The organism is Campylobacter sp. RM5063, from assembly GCF_024723655.1.
In the GTDB taxonomy this organism is placed as follows: Bacteria; Campylobacterota; Campylobacteria; order Campylobacterales; family Campylobacteraceae; genus Campylobacter_D; species Campylobacter_D lari_D.
In genome coordinates this window covers 1-14,637 of sequence record NZ_JANQDA010000026.1, presented here as the reverse complement: position 1 = coordinate 14,637, position 14,637 = coordinate 1, and the positions used below count along the sequence as shown (strand labels likewise).

Sequence of the window (14,637 nt, the reverse complement as noted above, 5' to 3'; positions counted from 1 at the left end):
GGGGTTAACATTTTAATTTTTTTATAATGTTATCTAATTTTTTACTATCTCCATCTTTTAAATCTTCTAAAGCTTCTATGGCTGGAGCAAAGTCTTCTATTTCATCAAGATAATTTTCTAAAGCATTGCGTAAAATTTCAGCTTTTTTCTTTTTAGAAAATTTCGCAGTTTGATTTAAGCGTTCATAAAGCTCTAATGGAAGAGTTAAAGTGTAGCGTTTATTCATTTTATAACCTTTATTTTAGTTTGATAGCTTCTTGACAAGTTTTACATTTGTAACTTGCATTGTTTAATTGAATTTTTTGGTGAATTTCGCAAGGAACTTTGTGAATTTTATTTACACAAGAGCAAATATATTCATAAATTTCTTGATTTTCTTGAAAAGTTGTAGTATTGGCATTTTTATTTAGTTGTGCTTGATGCCATTTTTCTATCTTCATATCTTCTCTTAAAATATGTTCTAAAAGCCATTTTGATGCAATGACATTAAGTTTTTCTTTGAGATCATTTGTGCTTTTGAGATTTTGAATTAAATCAATCATAGATTGGATGATACTTTTGTGAATTTTTTGATGGTTAGAAAGTTCAGGATAACCTATTTTTGCCATGTATTTTTCTTCTTCGGCAAAATGTTCTTTCATATAATTAAAAAAATCTGCAAGTAAAAATTTAATTTGTCCTTTATGGACAGGTTTATCTGAAATCATCTCGACATTTGCAGCAAGTTCAAAAAGTTTTTTATGCTGTCTGTCAATTTCTTCATTATGGATACTATATTTACTACACCATTTTGGTAGCATGTTAGCTCCTTGTTTATATTTAGAAGAGTTTTATAAGCATTATAGTTTACTATATTTTAAATTATTATTAATTTTTATTAGATTTCTATTTTTTCTTTGTATTGTATTAAATTCGCAGAGCATTCTTTACATTTAAACTGCACTTTAGAATATTGCATTTTTAAATGAATATCATAAGGAACCTTGTGTGTTTTTCCTTCGCATTGACATTGATATAAGAATTTTTTTGGTTTTGGAGCTTCTTCTTCAAAAGTATCTGAAGAATTCTTTGCTTGGGTGTTTTGACGCCAATGTTCTATCATCATATCATGCTGAATGATGTGTTCTATCAACCATGAATTAACTACTATATATAATTTTTCTTTTAAATCATTTGTACTTTTTATACTTTGTATGAGTTTTATCATGGATTTTGTGATTTGTTTATGCATGAGTTTGTGTTGATTTAGATAAGGGTAATTAATCTCAGCCATATAGGATTCTTCATCTTGAAAATGAATTTTAATATAGTGAAAAAATTCAGCAACTATCTTTTTAAGCTCGACTTGATAAACTGGCCTATCTGAAATTTCTTCCACTTTGGCAGCAAGTTCAAAAAGTTTTTTATGTTGTTCGTCAATTTTTTCATTATTAATACTATATTTTTGATCCCAATTTGGCAACATAATAAAATCCTAAATTCAATAAAATAGTTAATATTTTATAAATACTTGCCTTTAAATATGCTAAATTCACACTAAATTTACATAAAAAAAATATAATAATCCAAATTAAAATAGCATAAAAGGCTTAAAATGGCTACGCAAATTCTTTTACTAGAAGATGATATTAACTTAGGGGAAATTGTTAGTGAGTTTTTAGAAGAAGAAGGCTTTGAAGTGGTTTTGGTGGATAATGCTCAAGATGCACAAGATAAAGCTTATGAGAAAAATTTTGATTTATGGATTTTGGATGTAAAAGTCCCTTTAGGAGATGGTTTTAGTGTGCTTAAAAATTTAAGAGAAGCAGGTAGATATACCCCAGCTATTTTTATGACCTCTTTAAATACTACTATGGATTTACAACAAGGATTTGAATGTGGTTGTGATGATTATATCAAAAAGCCTTTTGAATTGCAGGAGTTAAAAATAAGGATTAATGCTATTTTAAAGCGTTCTTTTGCGCATAAAAATGAAGATTATGAGGACTTGGGAAATGGTTTTAAATTTGCTTTTATATCGCAAACTTTATATCAAAACGATAAGCCATTGTCTTTACCCTTAAAAGAATTAAAACTTTTATCATTACTTTTGAAAAATAAAGGTAAATTTATAGATACTGCTTATATTTTTGAAGAAATTTGGGAATATGATCAAGAGCCAAGTGAGCTTAGTCTGAGAGCTTATGTGAAAAATTTACGAAAAATTTTAGGAAAAGAAAGCATTATCAATCAAAGAGGAAGAGGGTATTGTTATGCATGAAGCCAAGCGCGTTGCATGGCAAATTCTTTCTTTGTATTTAGTAAGTGTAGGAAGTATTCTTGTAGTGCTTTTTGGTATATGGTATGCTAAGTTAATAGAAGATTTAATAAGCGAATATAGCATAAAGCTAAGACAAGAACATCGTTTTGTGATTTTGCAAATGGAAAAATCGCGTTTTGAGCCCATAGAAAAAAGTGCTAAGAAAATAGCTCAAATTTCCAATATAAAATTTGCAATATTTGATAGAACTAAGGTTTATTTTTCTAATCTTGATTTACCTGCTCAAACAACTTTTTTTAAATCAAATAATGCGAATATTTATAACAATAACACTTTGATTTATGTAGCTGATATAAATTTAAATAGCTTGTTACTTGCTGATAATCAAAATCAAAGTGCTTTAGAAATATTAGGAGATGTAAATCGTTTAAGAGTTTTAATACAAGGTGATGATATTTCTAAAGAACTTGGATTTATAAGATTTAAAGTTGCTTTAGCTATGGTATTTTCTTTGATTTTTGTTAGTTTAGTAGGATATTTAATACTTAAATTTGCACTCAAACCTTTAGAAGCAAGAATAAGGTTTTTAAATAATTTTATAAAAGATACCACTCATGAGATTAATACCCCAATTAGTGCAATATTAATGAGTGTAGAGAGTTTAGAAAGAAAAAAGAATTTTGAAGAAATTAAAGCTTTAAAGCGTGTGAAAATAGCTGCTTTGACTTTGAGTCATTTGTATTCAGATTTAACTTTTTTAAATTTTTCTCAAGCTTATGAAGCAAAAAAAGATTGGATATTTTTAAAAAATTTGATTAAAGAAAGAATGGAGTATTTTAAGATATTTTTAGAGCAAAAAAATATCGACTTAGAGCTTAGCTTGGAAAATGATGGAAAAATTTATGCTAATAAAGAGCAATTTTTTAAAATGTTTGATAATCTTGTTAATAACGCTATAAAATATAATATAAAAAATGGACATATTAAAATAGCACTTTTAGAGCAAAAACTTATAATAGCAGATAGTGGTTGTGGCATAGCAAAGGAAAATTTGGCTAATATTTTTGAGCGTTATTCAAGATTTAATGAAAATCAAGGTGGTTTTGGTATAGGACTTTCTTTGGTAGATAAAATTTGTAAAGAACATAATATAAAAATAAAAGTAGAAAGTGAGTTAAAGAAAGGAACAAAATTTATTTTAACTTGGAAAAATTAAAATTATTTATTGCTCATTTTAGCTTTTTCTTTGGCATTTATAAGCGTTGTGATAAATTCATTTAAATTTTTAGTATCGTTTTGATTTAGAGTTTGTGGGGTATGATTTAGCATTTGAGTGATTAAAAGTTCATTGCTTAAGTCATTATCACCAAATTCTCTAGCTTTTTGTAGAATTTTTAAAGCAAGTAGATTTTTTACTTCATACATTTTAATCCTTTAAAAAAATCACGCTAACAATGCGCTTTGGAGTTTGATTTTTTCTATAAGAAAAAAATCTCTCATCATCAAAGGTGCAAAGATTGATATCAAAAATATCATTAATACCTAATTCTTTTGCTTGAAATTTAACTAATGCTTTTAAATCAAGCTTATTTTTATGTAAAAAATGTGCAAAATTTTCTTTGCTGTGGTTTAAAACCTCGCCATTAATTTCATAATTTTTAGCACAAATTCCTGCTGAAATGATGAGTTTTAAATTCTTGGTTTGAGTGTTAAAACTTTCTTGCATTTTCAAAACAGCTTCTTTTAAGATATTTTCAAAACAACCTTTTCTGCCTGAATGCAAAGCTGCTATGGTTTTATTTTTATCATCATATAAAAGCAAAGGCAAGCAATCAGCACTTAAAATACACAAAGCTATATTTTTTTCATTGCTAATCATCCCATCGGCGTTAAAATGAAAATTTTTATTATACTGAGTGATGATATTAGAATGAATTTGATTTAAAAATACGCACTTTTTTATAGAATTTTCCCGAGGAAAAATATTATTACAAATTTTTGCTCTAAAAATATTATAATCTTGATCAAAGGCTACAAAAGCTTTTGCGAAATCATTTTCTAATAAAGTGATGTAATCTTGTCTATTTGTTGCCATGAAATTTCTTTTTTATAATTTAATTGTCTGTGTATATATCTTGCTAAAAGATCACTTTCTATATTGACGCGTCTTCCTATGGTGTAATTTTTAAACAAGGTTTCATTAAAGGTTATAGGAATAATAGTCAAACGAATACTATCTTTTAAAACTTCATTGATAGTTAAACTTACTCCATCTATAGCTACGCTTGCTTTATTTGCCATATAAATTTGTATATTATCAGGGCATTTAATATAAAAATCAACTCCGTTTTCTTTTTTAGAAATATTAGTAATTTCACCAATACCATCAATGTGTCCTTGCATTAAATGCCCATCTATTCTATCGCCATAAGCTAATGCAGGTTCAATATGCACATAGTCTTTTAAATTTTCAATAGCTATGTGAGTTCTTGTTTCATAAGAAAGTTCAAGATTAAAGCCATCATCAAAAAGTTTTGTTACGCTCAAGCACGCACCATTAACTGCTATACTATCGCCTAGTTTTGGTTTGTAACTTGCTTTTAATCTTAAAGTGTTGTTTTGATATGATTTGACAAAGGCTAATTCGCGGATTAATCCATTAAACATTCAATACCTTTAATTTTTATGAGATTTTATCTAAAACTTTTAAATTTCAAAAAGTATTTTTAGTGTTTTATTTTAAAAAATATTATATAATTTTTGCCTTTTTTATAAAAATGAGGTCAAAATATGTATGATATAATCGTAATAGGTGGCGGGCATGCTGGAGTTGAGGCTAGTGCTGCTGCCGCTAGAATGGGCAAAAAAACTTTACTTTTAACTACTTTAATCGAGCAAATTGGTGCTGCAAGTTGTAATCCTGCTATAGGCGGCTTAGCAAAAGGACATTTGGTAAAAGAGCTTGATGCTATGGGCGGACTTATGGGACAAATTACCGATGAGGCTGGAATTCAATTTAGAATTTTAAATGAAAGCAAAGGTGTTGCAGTGCGTGGAAGTAGAGCGCAAATTGATATGGACGCTTATAGAATTTGTGCTAGAAATAAGCTTTTAAAACTTGAAAATTTAGAAATCTCTCAAGAGCAAGCTTTGTCTTTACTTATAGAAAATGACGAGGTTAAGGGCGTTAAAACTAATTTAGAAAATACATATTTTGCTAAAAAAATCATACTTACAACAGGAACTTTTTTAAATGGACTTATCCATATAGGTGAAACTAAGCTTCAAGCAGGTAGGGTAGGTGAGCTTGCGTCTGTAAATTTGGGTGAGTATTTAAAACAAAGTGGTTTAAAAGTAGGGAGGTTAAAAACAGGAACTTGTCCAAGAGTAGATGCTAAAAGTATTGATTTTAGTGTTTTAGAAATTCAACCTGGAGATGAAAACCCTAAGGCCTTTAGTTTTAAAACAAAAAACTTCAAGCCTAATCAACTTCCATGTTATATAGCAAGAACAAATTTAAAAACACATGAGATTATAAAAAGTAACTTTTACCGCGCTCCGCTTTTTACAGGACAAATTGAAGGTATAGGTCCAAGATATTGTCCTTCCATAGAAGATAAGATTAATCGTTTTGGTGATAAAGAAAGTCATCATTTATTTATAGAGCCACAAACTAAAGATGCTACTGAATATTATATTAATGGCTTTTCTACTTCACTTCCTTATGAAGTGCAAATTGCGATGTTAAGAAGTATAAAAGGTTTTGAAAATGCTAAAATCACGCGTTTTGGTTATGCCATAGAGTATGATTATATTGATCCAACGGAGTTAAAACATACTTTAGAAACTAAAAAGATTAAAAATTTGTATTGTGCTGGGCAAATTAACGGAACTACTGGTTATGAAGAAGCAGCTGCACAAGGTTTTATGGCAGGAGTGAACGCGGTTTTAGCAATTGATGAAAAAGAGCCTTTTGTATTAAGACGCGATGAGGCTTATATAGGGGTATTAATCGATGATTTAGTAATGAAAGGCACAAAAGAGCCTTATAGAATGTTTACTTCAAGAGCTGAATATAGACTGCTCTTAAGAGAAGAAAATGCTATTTTAAGACTTGGAGAATATGGACATAATTTTAAACTTTTAAGTCAAGAGGACTATGCATATATTGAGAATATAAAGCAAAATGTTAGGAAAGGACTTGAGTTTTTACTTCAAACTACATGGACACCAAGCAATCAAAATAATGAATTTTTACAAAGCATTAAAGAAGAAAAAATTACCTCAATAGTAAGTTTGCAAAAAATTGTTGCAAGAGCGAGTTTTAATATAGAAAAATTAAAAGCTCTAGATGAAATGTTTGCAAAAATGGATGAGTATTCTTTAAATGAAATTTTAAATGAAGCAAAATATTATCATTATATAGCAATGCAAAAAGCACAAATAGAAAAAATGAAAAACTTAAATGACTTAAAAATTCCTGAAAATTTTGACTTTAAAAGTGTAAGTGGTTTGAGTAATGAAGTGGTGGAAAAACTGCAAAAATTTAATCCGCCAACTATTTTTGCTGCTTCGCAAATTAGTGGTATCACCCCTGCTGCTTTAGATATTTTGCATATTTATATCAAAATGAAAAACAATAGATGATATTAACTTATCTATTGTTTTGATTTGAAAATAAATACACTTCTGTTATTTTAAATAAATACTTGCATATCTTAAATAAAGCTTTTTTATATAAAGAAAAAATTTATTATTTTTTAGATAAACTGCTATACTTTACAACAAATAAATCAAAACAAAGGAAGTAAAATGGCTACATCTGAAAGTAGACGAAGCTTTATGGGCTTTGCCTTTGGAACGGTAGCTGCTGTGGGTGGTGCTTTTTCATTAGTTGCAATGAAAAAAACATGGGATCCGCTCCCAAGTGTAAAAGCAGCAGGTATTACTACCGTAGATCTTTCTGGTATGAAAGAAGGCGAATTAAGAACAATCGAGTGGCGTAAAAAGCCTATATTTATCTTAAAAAAAGATGCGGATATGGCAAAAGATAGCAGTAGGGATGTTATTGTAGGTGATGTTGCATATACTGTAGTTATTGGTCTTTGCACGCATTTAGGCTGTATTCCAGCTTATGCTCCAAGTGAGAAATTGTTTAAGTGCGCATGCCACGGTGGCGAATTTGACACTAGTGGTAAAAATGTATTTGGTCCTCCTCCAAGACCTTTGGACATTCCTCCTTTTAGAATTGATGGAACTAAATTAGTGTTAGGTGAAGAAGGTCCAGAATATAAAAAAATGATTGCGGAGGCTTGATATGGCACAGATAAAAAAAGCTAGTGGTATTATAGATTGGCTTGATCAAAGATTAGCTGTAAATAAGCTTTTTAATGTTTTAATGGCTCAGTATTGGATACCAAAACAAATTAACTTCTTATGGGCAATGGGTGTTATCTTGACAACTCTTTTTGCTATTTTATTTATTTCAGGTCTATTTTTAGTAATGTATTATAAGCCAGATGTGGCTTTGGCTTTTGATAGTGTTAATAAAACTATCATGCAAGAAGTAGAGTATGGTTGGCTTTGGCGTCATATGCATGGTGTGGCTGCTTCAGTTGTGTTTTTAATCATATATATCCATATGTTAACGGGAATTTATTATGGCTCTTATAAAAAGGGTCGTGAGATGATTTGGATTAGCGGTATGCTTTTGTTTGTTGTATTTTCAGCAGAAGCATTTAGTGGGTATATGTTACCTTGGGGACAGATGAGTTTTTGGGCTGCTCAAGTTATTACTCAGCTTTTTGGCGGAATTCCTTTTATAGGTGATGCATTAGTTATTTGGATAAGAGGAGATTTTGCAGTATCAGATCCAACTTTAACTAGATTTTTTATGCTGCATGTGTGTTTATTACCTATTGTAATTTTAGCAATTATTGCATTCCACTTTTATTCTTTAAGAATTCCTCATGTAAATAATGAAATTTCAGAAGAAATTGATTTTGATTTGGAAGCTGAAAAATATTTAGCAGGTGATACAAAAGGTTCTAAAGTTATTCCTTTTTGGCCAGGATTTTTAGCTAAAGATTTTATGTATATTGCGTTATTTATGATTTTCTTCTTCTATTTGGTGTGTTTTAAATTTAATTTCGCAATGGATCCAATTAACTTTGACCCAGCAAATTCTTTAAAAACACCTCCTCATATTTATCCTGAGTGGTATTTCTTATGGAGTTATGAAGTTTTAAGAGGATTTTTCTTTGATGTTGGAAGCATTAAAGCTTTTGATATAGGTCTTGCAGCGTTTGGTATAGCACAAATTATTTTCTTCTTGTTACCTTGGCTTGATAGAAGTGATGTTGTAAAACCAGCACACGAAAGACCAATGTTTTTTGTATGGTTTTGGGTGTTATTGATAGATTTAATTGTACTAACAGTTTATGGAAAGCTTCCTCCAACGGGAATTAATGCTTGGATAGGATTTTATGCTTCTATGGTATTTTTACTATTATTGTTAGTAGTCTTACCAATTATTACTATCATGGAAAGAAAAAGGGGCTAATAATGAGAGAATTAAAAATATTTTTTGTAGTTGTCTTTTTCACAGGTTTAGTTTATTGGGGGGTTGAGCCTTATGCACATTCAGTGATGAATCCTCCTTCAACTCCAGTTAATTTTGACTTTGCAAAAGCTGATGCAGAATTTACCAAAGGCGAAGTTGCTTTAAAAGAAAAAGCTGCAATAGATGCTAATGCTTCAGGAAGTGAAAAAGCTATAGCTAATGCTCAAAAAGCATTAGAGCTTGCTAAAAGCCAAGAAGAAGCTACCAAGCAATTATGGGAAAAAATCGCAAAAATCGATTTTAGCAAAGGTAATGCACAAAAAGGAAAAGAGCTTTTTGAAGGAAATTGTATTGCATGTCATGGTGTGAAAGCCGTCGGAATTCCTGCTACTATTACAGATTCTTCTTTAGGTGTAACACCTCCTGATTTAAGTGATGCGGGTGCTATTTATGATGAGAAATTTTTAGCAGCACTGATTGTTGATCCAGTTAAGGCTTTGCAAATTTCACATAAATTTAATGATGAAAATCCATTCTTAATGCCTGCTTATCCTTTAAGTGGTGATGAAGCACAAGATAATCAAGATTTAGCAGATTTAATTGCATTCTTTAAAAATACAGCTAGTGAGTATGAGAAGGAATTTGATACAAAATTAAAAGCAGATTTAGAAGAAAAATATGCTAAAAACCAAGAGCTTTCAGAGCAAGCAAAAACGGCTTTAATTGCAAAAGAATTTGATTTTGCTAAAAACAAACATACATTTGAAAATGCTTGCGGAAGATGCCATGATGTAAAATATGATGGTTTTGTTTCAAGTTCAAATATGAGTGATTTAAAAAATTATCTTGGTATGACGCCTCCGGATTTATCTATGATGATTCGTTCTAAAGGCACGCATTATCTTGAAATCTTCATCAATGAACCTCAAAAGAAAATTCATGGAACTGCTATGCCAAGAGTTGGTCTAAATGAAAAAGCACAAACTCAAGTTATTAGTTATCTTGAAAAAGTTGGTGATAGTAAAAAAGAAGAAAGAGAGCAAACAGGAATTTATATTATGATATTCTTTGCTATCTTAAGTATTTTTGCTATAGGTTGGAAAAGATCAGTTTGGTCTAAACTACACTAATTTACTCAAAGAACGCCTTGTGGCGTTCTTTTTCTTCAATAATAAGCTAAATATAAAATAAAATTTGATATAATATTTTTTCATTTCACACGCATTAATTTCCTTATTAGGTTGCTTATGGGTTAAAGAATGCGGAGGAATAAACCTAATTATTTTATTTCAAGGAGAATTTCATGGTAAGCATGAGAGATTTGTTAGAGTGTGGTGTACACTTCGGACACCAAACAAGAAGATGGAATCCAAAAATGAAAAAATTTATTTTTGGTGAAAGAAAAGGTATTTATGTAATTGATTTGCAAAAAACGCTTAGATATTTTAGATATACATATAACATTGTTCGTGACGCTGCAGCAGAAGGTAAGACAATTTTATTTGTTGGAACTAAAAAACAAGCAGGTGGAGCGATTAAGGAATATGCTGAAAAATGTGGTATGCCTTATGTAAATCACAGATGGCTTGGTGGTATGATGACAAATTTTGGAACTATCCGCCAATCAATTAGAAAATTAGAAGTTATAGAAAAAATGGAAGAAGATGGAAGTATTAAACTTTTGACTAAAAAAGAAGCATTAATGCTTACTAGAAAAAAAGAAAAATTACTAGCATATCTTGGTGGTATTAGATATATGAAAACTCAACCTGATATGATTTTTGTTATTGATACTGTTAAAGAAAAAATTGCAGTACAAGAAGCTAATAGATTAAAAATCCCTGTAGTTGCTCCACTAGATACAAACTGCGATCCTGATTTAGTTGATTTTCCAATTCCAGGAAATGATGATGCAATTCGTTCGGTTCAACTTTTCTGTCAAGAAATGGCTGAAGCAATCAATGAAGGTAAAGCATTAAGAGAGCAAGATGGTGAAGTTAGCGAAGAGCAGCCTATTTCTGAAGAAGAGAAAAAAGAAGTTTTAGAAGAAGTTATGAGTGAAGAAGATTTTGAAGGAGATAAAGAGTAATGGCTGAAATCACTGCACAAATGGTAAAAGAACTGCGCGAGAGTACTGGCGCAGGTATGATGGATTGTAAAAATGCTTTAAAAGATACAGATGGTGATTTTGAAAAAGCAGTGCAACTTTTAAGAGAAAAAGGACTTGGAAAAGCTGATAAAAAAGCTGATCGTTTAGCTGCTGAAGGTTTAGTAAGTGTAAAAGTAAGTGATGATTTTAAATGTGCAACTGTAAGTGAAATTAACTCAGAAACAGATTTTGTTGCTAAAAATGAACAATTTATTGCTTTAACAAAAGATACAACAGCACATATTCAGGCTAAGAGTCTTCAAAATGTTGAAGAATTACATTCAAGTGAGATTAATGGTGTTAAATTTGAAGAGTACTTAAAAAGCCAAATTGCAACTATTGGTGAAAATTTAGTTGTTAGAAGATTTGCTACTTTAAAAGCAGGTGCTAATGGCATAGTAAATGGTTATATTCACACCAATGGCCGTGTTGGTGTAGTTATTGCTGCAGCTTGCGATAGTGAAGCTACGGCTAGCAAGTGTGGAGAATTTTTAAAACATATTTGTATGCATATTGCTGCAATGAAGCCAAGTTATTTATCTTATGAAGAGCTTGATATGGATTTTGTAGAAAATGAGTATAAAGCTTTAGTTGCTGAGTTAGAAAAAGAAAATGAAGAAAGAAGAAGATTAAAAGATCCTAATAAACCAGAGCATAAAATTCCAAAATATGCAAGCAGAAAACAATTAACTCAAGAGGTAATTCAAGCAGCTGAAGAAGCTATTAAGACTGAACTTCAAGCACAAGGTAAGCCAGAAAAAATTTGGCCTAATATTATCCCAGGTAAGTTGAATAGTTTTATAGCAGATAACTCTCAACTTGATAGCAGACTTACTTTAATGGGTCAGTTTTATGTAATGGATGATAAAAAAACTATCGAACAAGTAATTGCTGATAAAGAAAAGGAACTAGGTGGAACTATCAAAATAGTCGAATTTATTCGTTTTGAAGTAGGTGAGGGCCTAGAAAAGAAAACTGAAGATTTTGCTGCTGAAGTTGCTGCACAAATTGGTTAAAAATGGAACTTTTAAAAGCGGAAAATTTAAACCATAGTTTTGATATTCCGCTTTTTGAAAATTTAAATTTTACTTTAAATACAAAAGATTGTATTGCAGTATGCGGAAGCAGTGGATGTGGCAAATCCACTCTTTTGCATATTTTATCTACCTTATTAAAACCTCAATCGGGAAAAGTTTTTTATAATAATCAAGATTTATACGACTTAGATGATGATGCTTTACTAGAAATTCGTAGAAAAGATTTTGGTATTATTTTTCAAATGCATTATTTATTTAAAGGTTTTTTGGCTTTTGAAAATATAGAACTTGCGAGTGTTTTAAGCGGCCAGAATATTGATTATGAATTATTAAAAAAACTTGATATTGCAGATTTAATGAATCAAAAAATCACAAAATTAAGCGGTGGACAACAGCAAAGAGTAAGTATAGCTAGGGTTTTAAGCAAGAAGCCAAAAATTATTTTTGCAGATGAGGCTACCGGAAATTTAGATTTTAAAAATGCTTTAAATGTAATGGATATTTTGATTGATTATATCAAAGAAAACAATGCAGCTTTAATTTTTGTTACGCATGATCAAGAGCTTGCTAAAAAATGTGATAAGGTTTTTCACTTAAACAACCATGGAATTTGTTAAATATTTAGGTGATGAAAATGTAGTTATTTTCATGCTTTTGTTTGCTAGAATGAGTGGGTTGATAGTTTTTTTCCCTTTTTTTTCTCATAATAGTATTCCTTTGGTGGTAAAAACAACTTTGGTAATGTTTTTAACAATGTTTTTATACCCTTTAGCTAAACTTGAAAATAATACACCTGATTCTTTTTTTATTTTATATCTTTTAAGTGAAGTTATTTTTGGGATGATAGCAGGAATGATTTTGCAAATGACTTTTGCCATTTTGCAAATGGCAGGTGAACAGATTTCTTTTACTATGGGTTTTTCAATGGCTAGTGTTATGGATCCCACAACAGGTGCAAATACTCCTGTAATTTCACAAGTTTTAAATTTATTAGCTTTGCTTGTATTTTTAGCTTTTGATGGACATCATTTGATTTTGCTTTTTATATCTAATTCATTGGAATATATTAGTTTAGGTGGATTTTATCCACATGAAAATTTAATGCTTTATTTAAATAAAGCTATGGTAAATATTTTTGTGCTTGGTTTTTCTATGGCTTTTCCTGTTTTAGCTATTTCTTTGCTATCAGATGTGATTTTTGGCATGCTTATGAAAACTATGCCGCAATTTAATCTTTTAGTGGTTGGTTATCCTATCAAGATATTTTTGTCTTTCGCGGTTCTTATTGCTATTTTACTTATTATGATGCAATATTTTAAAAATTTAATAGTAAAAAGTTTTGAGCATATGGAGTTGTTATTTTTTAATATATAAGCATTAAATAATTAAAAATGTTTTAAAATAATGTATTTTTTATTCTTGGGAGATGATAATGAGGGTTTTGCTAATAAATTCCAATATAGCTGTTTCAAAATTAATTAGTTTGGGGGTTCAAAAATTAGGTTATGATTTTGAGGAGCTCAAGGATATTGAGGAGCTTGAGGGATTTTATGATGTAATTATTATAGATCATGATATTGAGGCTGATTTAGATGATTTAAAAAGTAAATGTGATAGATTGATTTATTTGTTACCTAGAAACCTAGAACAAAAAGAAGGTATAGAATGTTTGTATAAACCGTTTTTACCTACCGATTTTATAAATCTTCTAAGTGGAGATGGGGTTTTGGATGATATTCAAAAAGATGCTTTGAGCGAAGATGAACTAAATTTTGATGATGAGGAAGTTGTTGGTAAAGATATGCCTTTGGATGGAAATGAACTTTTAGAAGGTATTGATTTGTCTGAACATGAAGAAAATTTGAGTGAAGATGATTTAAATTTACAAGAAGATTTTTTTGAAGAGAATTTAGGTAATGGATTAAAAAATGATGATATGTTTGATGCAGCAAGTGAGTTAATAGATGAAGAGAAAACAGAAGATGATTTAGTTTTTTCAGATAGCTTAGATAAAGAAAATATAGAAGAAAATATAGAAGAAAATATAGAAGAAAATATAGAAGAAAATATAGAAGAAAATATAGAAGAAAATATAGAAGAAAATATAGAAGAAAATATAGAAGAAAATATAGAAGAAACCCTCGCTGAATTTGATTCTTTTGATGCATTACCTATGGTTGAAGAGATAGGTGAAAAAGAAATGAGCTTTGATGATTTACCTGAGGATGCTCAATTTATTGGTGAGGAAAAAGAAGAAAAAATGGCTTTAGAAGAAAATGAGCCTATGGTTGAAGAAATATTTGAAAATGAAAGTATAGATGATTTTCAACTAGAAGAAGAAGAGCTAAGTACTCAAGATAAGATAAAAGAAGAATTGGCCGCTATTGATGAGCTTGATGAAGAATTTAATGGTCTTGATGGGGAGTTAATGCAAAATTTTGACACTCAAGAAACAGATAACAATGAAAATACGCAAGCTTTTGATTTAGAGGAAAATATAGAGGAAAATATAGAGGAAAATATAGAGGAAAATATAGAGGAAAATATAGAGGAAAATATAGAGGAAAATATAGAGGAAAATATAGAGGAAAATATAGAGGAAAATATAGAGGAAAATATAGAGGAAAAT

At 29.8% G+C, this 14,637-nt stretch carries 17 protein-coding genes; 11 read left to right on the top strand and 6 right to left on the bottom strand.

Annotation, left to right across the window (positions count from 1 at the left end; translation table 11 throughout):
* Positions 1-4 precede the first annotated feature (4 nt).
* The 3 genes from CAMP5063_RS07735 to CAMP5063_RS07725 form a co-directional block, all read right to left on the bottom strand.
* A complete protein-coding gene (locus tag CAMP5063_RS07735) occupies positions 5-226 on the bottom strand; it encodes a ribbon-helix-helix protein, CopG family (RefSeq protein WP_133318656.1) in 222 nt (73 codons plus the stop codon).
* A 10-nt stretch (positions 227-236) separates the two neighbouring features.
* Entirely contained in the window at positions 237-800 is a 564-nt protein-coding gene (locus CAMP5063_RS07730; RefSeq protein ID WP_263659997.1) for a bacteriohemerythrin, read from the bottom strand.
* Between the two features lie 77 nt (positions 801-877).
* Positions 878-1,465, bottom strand: a complete 588-nt coding sequence (locus CAMP5063_RS07725) for a bacteriohemerythrin (RefSeq protein ID WP_220567131.1) — start codon at positions 1,463-1,465, stop codon at positions 878-880.
* A 129-nt stretch (positions 1,466-1,594) separates the two neighbouring features.
* Here CAMP5063_RS07725 and dccR point away from each other — a divergent pair, with 129 nt between their 5' ends.
* Together dccR and CAMP5063_RS07715 are read left to right on the top strand one after the other, a co-directional pair.
* Positions 1,595-2,260 (top strand): two-component system response regulator DccR, encoded by a 666-nt coding sequence (gene dccR / locus CAMP5063_RS07720; RefSeq protein ID WP_133318659.1) that lies wholly within the window; start codon positions 1,595-1,597, stop codon positions 2,258-2,260.
* A complete protein-coding gene (locus CAMP5063_RS07715; RefSeq protein ID WP_337195113.1) occupies positions 2,253-3,476 on the top strand; it encodes a sensor histidine kinase in 1,224 nt (407 codons plus the stop codon). Before dccR ends, CAMP5063_RS07715 begins: the two co-directional genes overlap by 8 nt.
* A 2-nt stretch (positions 3,477-3,478) precedes the next feature.
* Here CAMP5063_RS07715 and CAMP5063_RS07710 read toward each other — a convergent pair whose 3' ends face one another.
* Genes CAMP5063_RS07710 through ribE form a run of 3 tightly spaced genes read right to left on the bottom strand, consistent with a single transcriptional unit; the run spans position 3,479 to position 4,927 of the window.
* Positions 3,479-3,685 (bottom strand): hypothetical protein, encoded by a 207-nt coding sequence (locus tag CAMP5063_RS07710; RefSeq protein WP_133318661.1) that lies wholly within the window; start codon positions 3,683-3,685, stop codon positions 3,479-3,481.
* A gap of 1 nt (position 3,686) precedes the next feature.
* Positions 3,687-4,355 (bottom strand): peptidoglycan editing factor PgeF, encoded by a 669-nt coding sequence (gene pgeF / locus CAMP5063_RS07705; RefSeq protein WP_263666118.1) that lies wholly within the window; start codon positions 4,353-4,355, stop codon positions 3,687-3,689.
* Positions 4,319-4,927, bottom strand: coding sequence for a riboflavin synthase (gene ribE, locus CAMP5063_RS07700; protein ID WP_133318663.1), 609 nt, complete (start codon positions 4,925-4,927; stop codon positions 4,319-4,321). The genes pgeF and ribE overlap by 37 nt, the downstream gene beginning before the upstream one ends.
* Before the next feature lie 123 nt (positions 4,928-5,050).
* Between ribE and mnmG the strand changes: the two genes are divergently transcribed.
* From mnmG to CAMP5063_RS07655, 9 genes are all read left to right on the top strand, one after another.
* Entirely contained in the window at positions 5,051-6,907 is a 1,857-nt protein-coding gene (gene mnmG, locus CAMP5063_RS07695; protein ID WP_263666120.1) for a tRNA uridine-5-carboxymethylaminomethyl(34) synthesis enzyme MnmG, read from the top strand.
* Between the two features lie 165 nt (positions 6,908-7,072).
* Entirely contained in the window at positions 7,073-7,576 is a 504-nt protein-coding gene (petA, locus tag CAMP5063_RS07690) for a ubiquinol-cytochrome c reductase iron-sulfur subunit (protein WP_133318665.1), read from the top strand.
* A gap of 1 nt (position 7,577) precedes the next feature.
* A complete protein-coding gene (locus tag CAMP5063_RS07685; RefSeq protein WP_220567136.1) occupies positions 7,578-8,822 on the top strand; it encodes a cytochrome b in 1,245 nt (414 codons plus the stop codon).
* Positions 8,823-8,824: 2 nt separating this feature from the next.
* Positions 8,825-9,952 (top strand): c-type cytochrome, encoded by a 1,128-nt coding sequence (locus CAMP5063_RS07680; RefSeq protein ID WP_263673481.1) that lies wholly within the window; start codon positions 8,825-8,827, stop codon positions 9,950-9,952.
* A gap of 173 nt (positions 9,953-10,125) precedes the next feature.
* Positions 10,126-10,911, top strand: coding sequence for a 30S ribosomal protein S2 (rpsB, locus tag CAMP5063_RS07675; protein WP_220567138.1), 786 nt, complete (start codon positions 10,126-10,128; stop codon positions 10,909-10,911).
* Complete coding sequence (gene tsf, locus CAMP5063_RS07670) at positions 10,911-11,987, top strand: translation elongation factor Ts (RefSeq protein ID WP_337195112.1); 1,077 nt, start codon at positions 10,911-10,913, stop codon at positions 11,985-11,987. Before rpsB ends, tsf begins: the two co-directional genes overlap by 1 nt.
* 2 nt (positions 11,988-11,989) lie before the next feature.
* Positions 11,990-12,625 carry an ABC transporter ATP-binding protein gene (locus CAMP5063_RS07665; RefSeq protein WP_263660843.1) on the top strand — a complete coding sequence of 212 codons (636 nt, stop codon included), beginning with the start codon at positions 11,990-11,992 and terminating at the stop codon, positions 12,623-12,625.
* Complete coding sequence (gene fliR / locus CAMP5063_RS07660) at positions 12,612-13,382, top strand: flagellar biosynthetic protein FliR (protein ID WP_133318669.1); 771 nt, start codon at positions 12,612-12,614, stop codon at positions 13,380-13,382. Before CAMP5063_RS07665 ends, fliR begins: the two co-directional genes overlap by 14 nt.
* 58 nt (positions 13,383-13,440) lie before the next feature.
* On the top strand, positions 13,441-14,637 hold a 1,197-nt coding region (locus tag CAMP5063_RS07655), incomplete at its 3' end, for a hypothetical protein (RefSeq protein ID WP_337195111.1).

Coding starts and splice junctions, on each gene's coding strand:
- mnmG (WP_263666120.1), top strand. CDS start 5,051: ATGTATGATATAATCGTAATAGGTGGCGGGCATGCTGGAGTTGAGGCT.
- rpsB (WP_220567138.1), top strand. CDS start 10,126: ATGGTAAGCATGAGAGATTTGTTAGAGTGTGGTGTACACTTCGGACAC.
- CAMP5063_RS07710 (WP_133318661.1), bottom strand. CDS start 3,685: ATGTATGAAGTAAAAAATCTACTTGCTTTAAAAATTCTACAAAAAGCT.
- CAMP5063_RS07680 (WP_263673481.1), top strand. CDS start 8,825: ATGAGAGAATTAAAAATATTTTTTGTAGTTGTCTTTTTCACAGGTTTA.
- dccR (WP_133318659.1), top strand. CDS start 1,595: ATGGCTACGCAAATTCTTTTACTAGAAGATGATATTAACTTAGGGGAA.
- CAMP5063_RS07725 (WP_220567131.1), bottom strand. CDS start 1,465: ATGTTGCCAAATTGGGATCAAAAATATAGTATTAATAATGAAAAAATT.
- CAMP5063_RS07715 (WP_337195113.1), top strand. CDS start 2,253: ATGCATGAAGCCAAGCGCGTTGCATGGCAAATTCTTTCTTTGTATTTA.
- CAMP5063_RS07665 (WP_263660843.1), top strand. CDS start 11,990: ATGGAACTTTTAAAAGCGGAAAATTTAAACCATAGTTTTGATATTCCG.
- petA (WP_133318665.1), top strand. CDS start 7,073: ATGGCTACATCTGAAAGTAGACGAAGCTTTATGGGCTTTGCCTTTGGA.
- tsf (WP_337195112.1), top strand. CDS start 10,911: ATGGCTGAAATCACTGCACAAATGGTAAAAGAACTGCGCGAGAGTACT.
- ribE (WP_133318663.1), bottom strand. CDS start 4,927: ATGTTTAATGGATTAATCCGCGAATTAGCCTTTGTCAAATCATATCAA.
- pgeF (WP_263666118.1), bottom strand. CDS start 4,355: ATGGCAACAAATAGACAAGATTACATCACTTTATTAGAAAATGATTTC.
- fliR (WP_133318669.1), top strand. CDS start 12,612: ATGGAATTTGTTAAATATTTAGGTGATGAAAATGTAGTTATTTTCATG.
- CAMP5063_RS07685 (WP_220567136.1), top strand. CDS start 7,578: ATGGCACAGATAAAAAAAGCTAGTGGTATTATAGATTGGCTTGATCAA.
- CAMP5063_RS07735 (WP_133318656.1), bottom strand. CDS start 226: ATGAATAAACGCTACACTTTAACTCTTCCATTAGAGCTTTATGAACGC.
- CAMP5063_RS07730 (WP_263659997.1), bottom strand. CDS start 800: ATGCTACCAAAATGGTGTAGTAAATATAGTATCCATAATGAAGAAATT.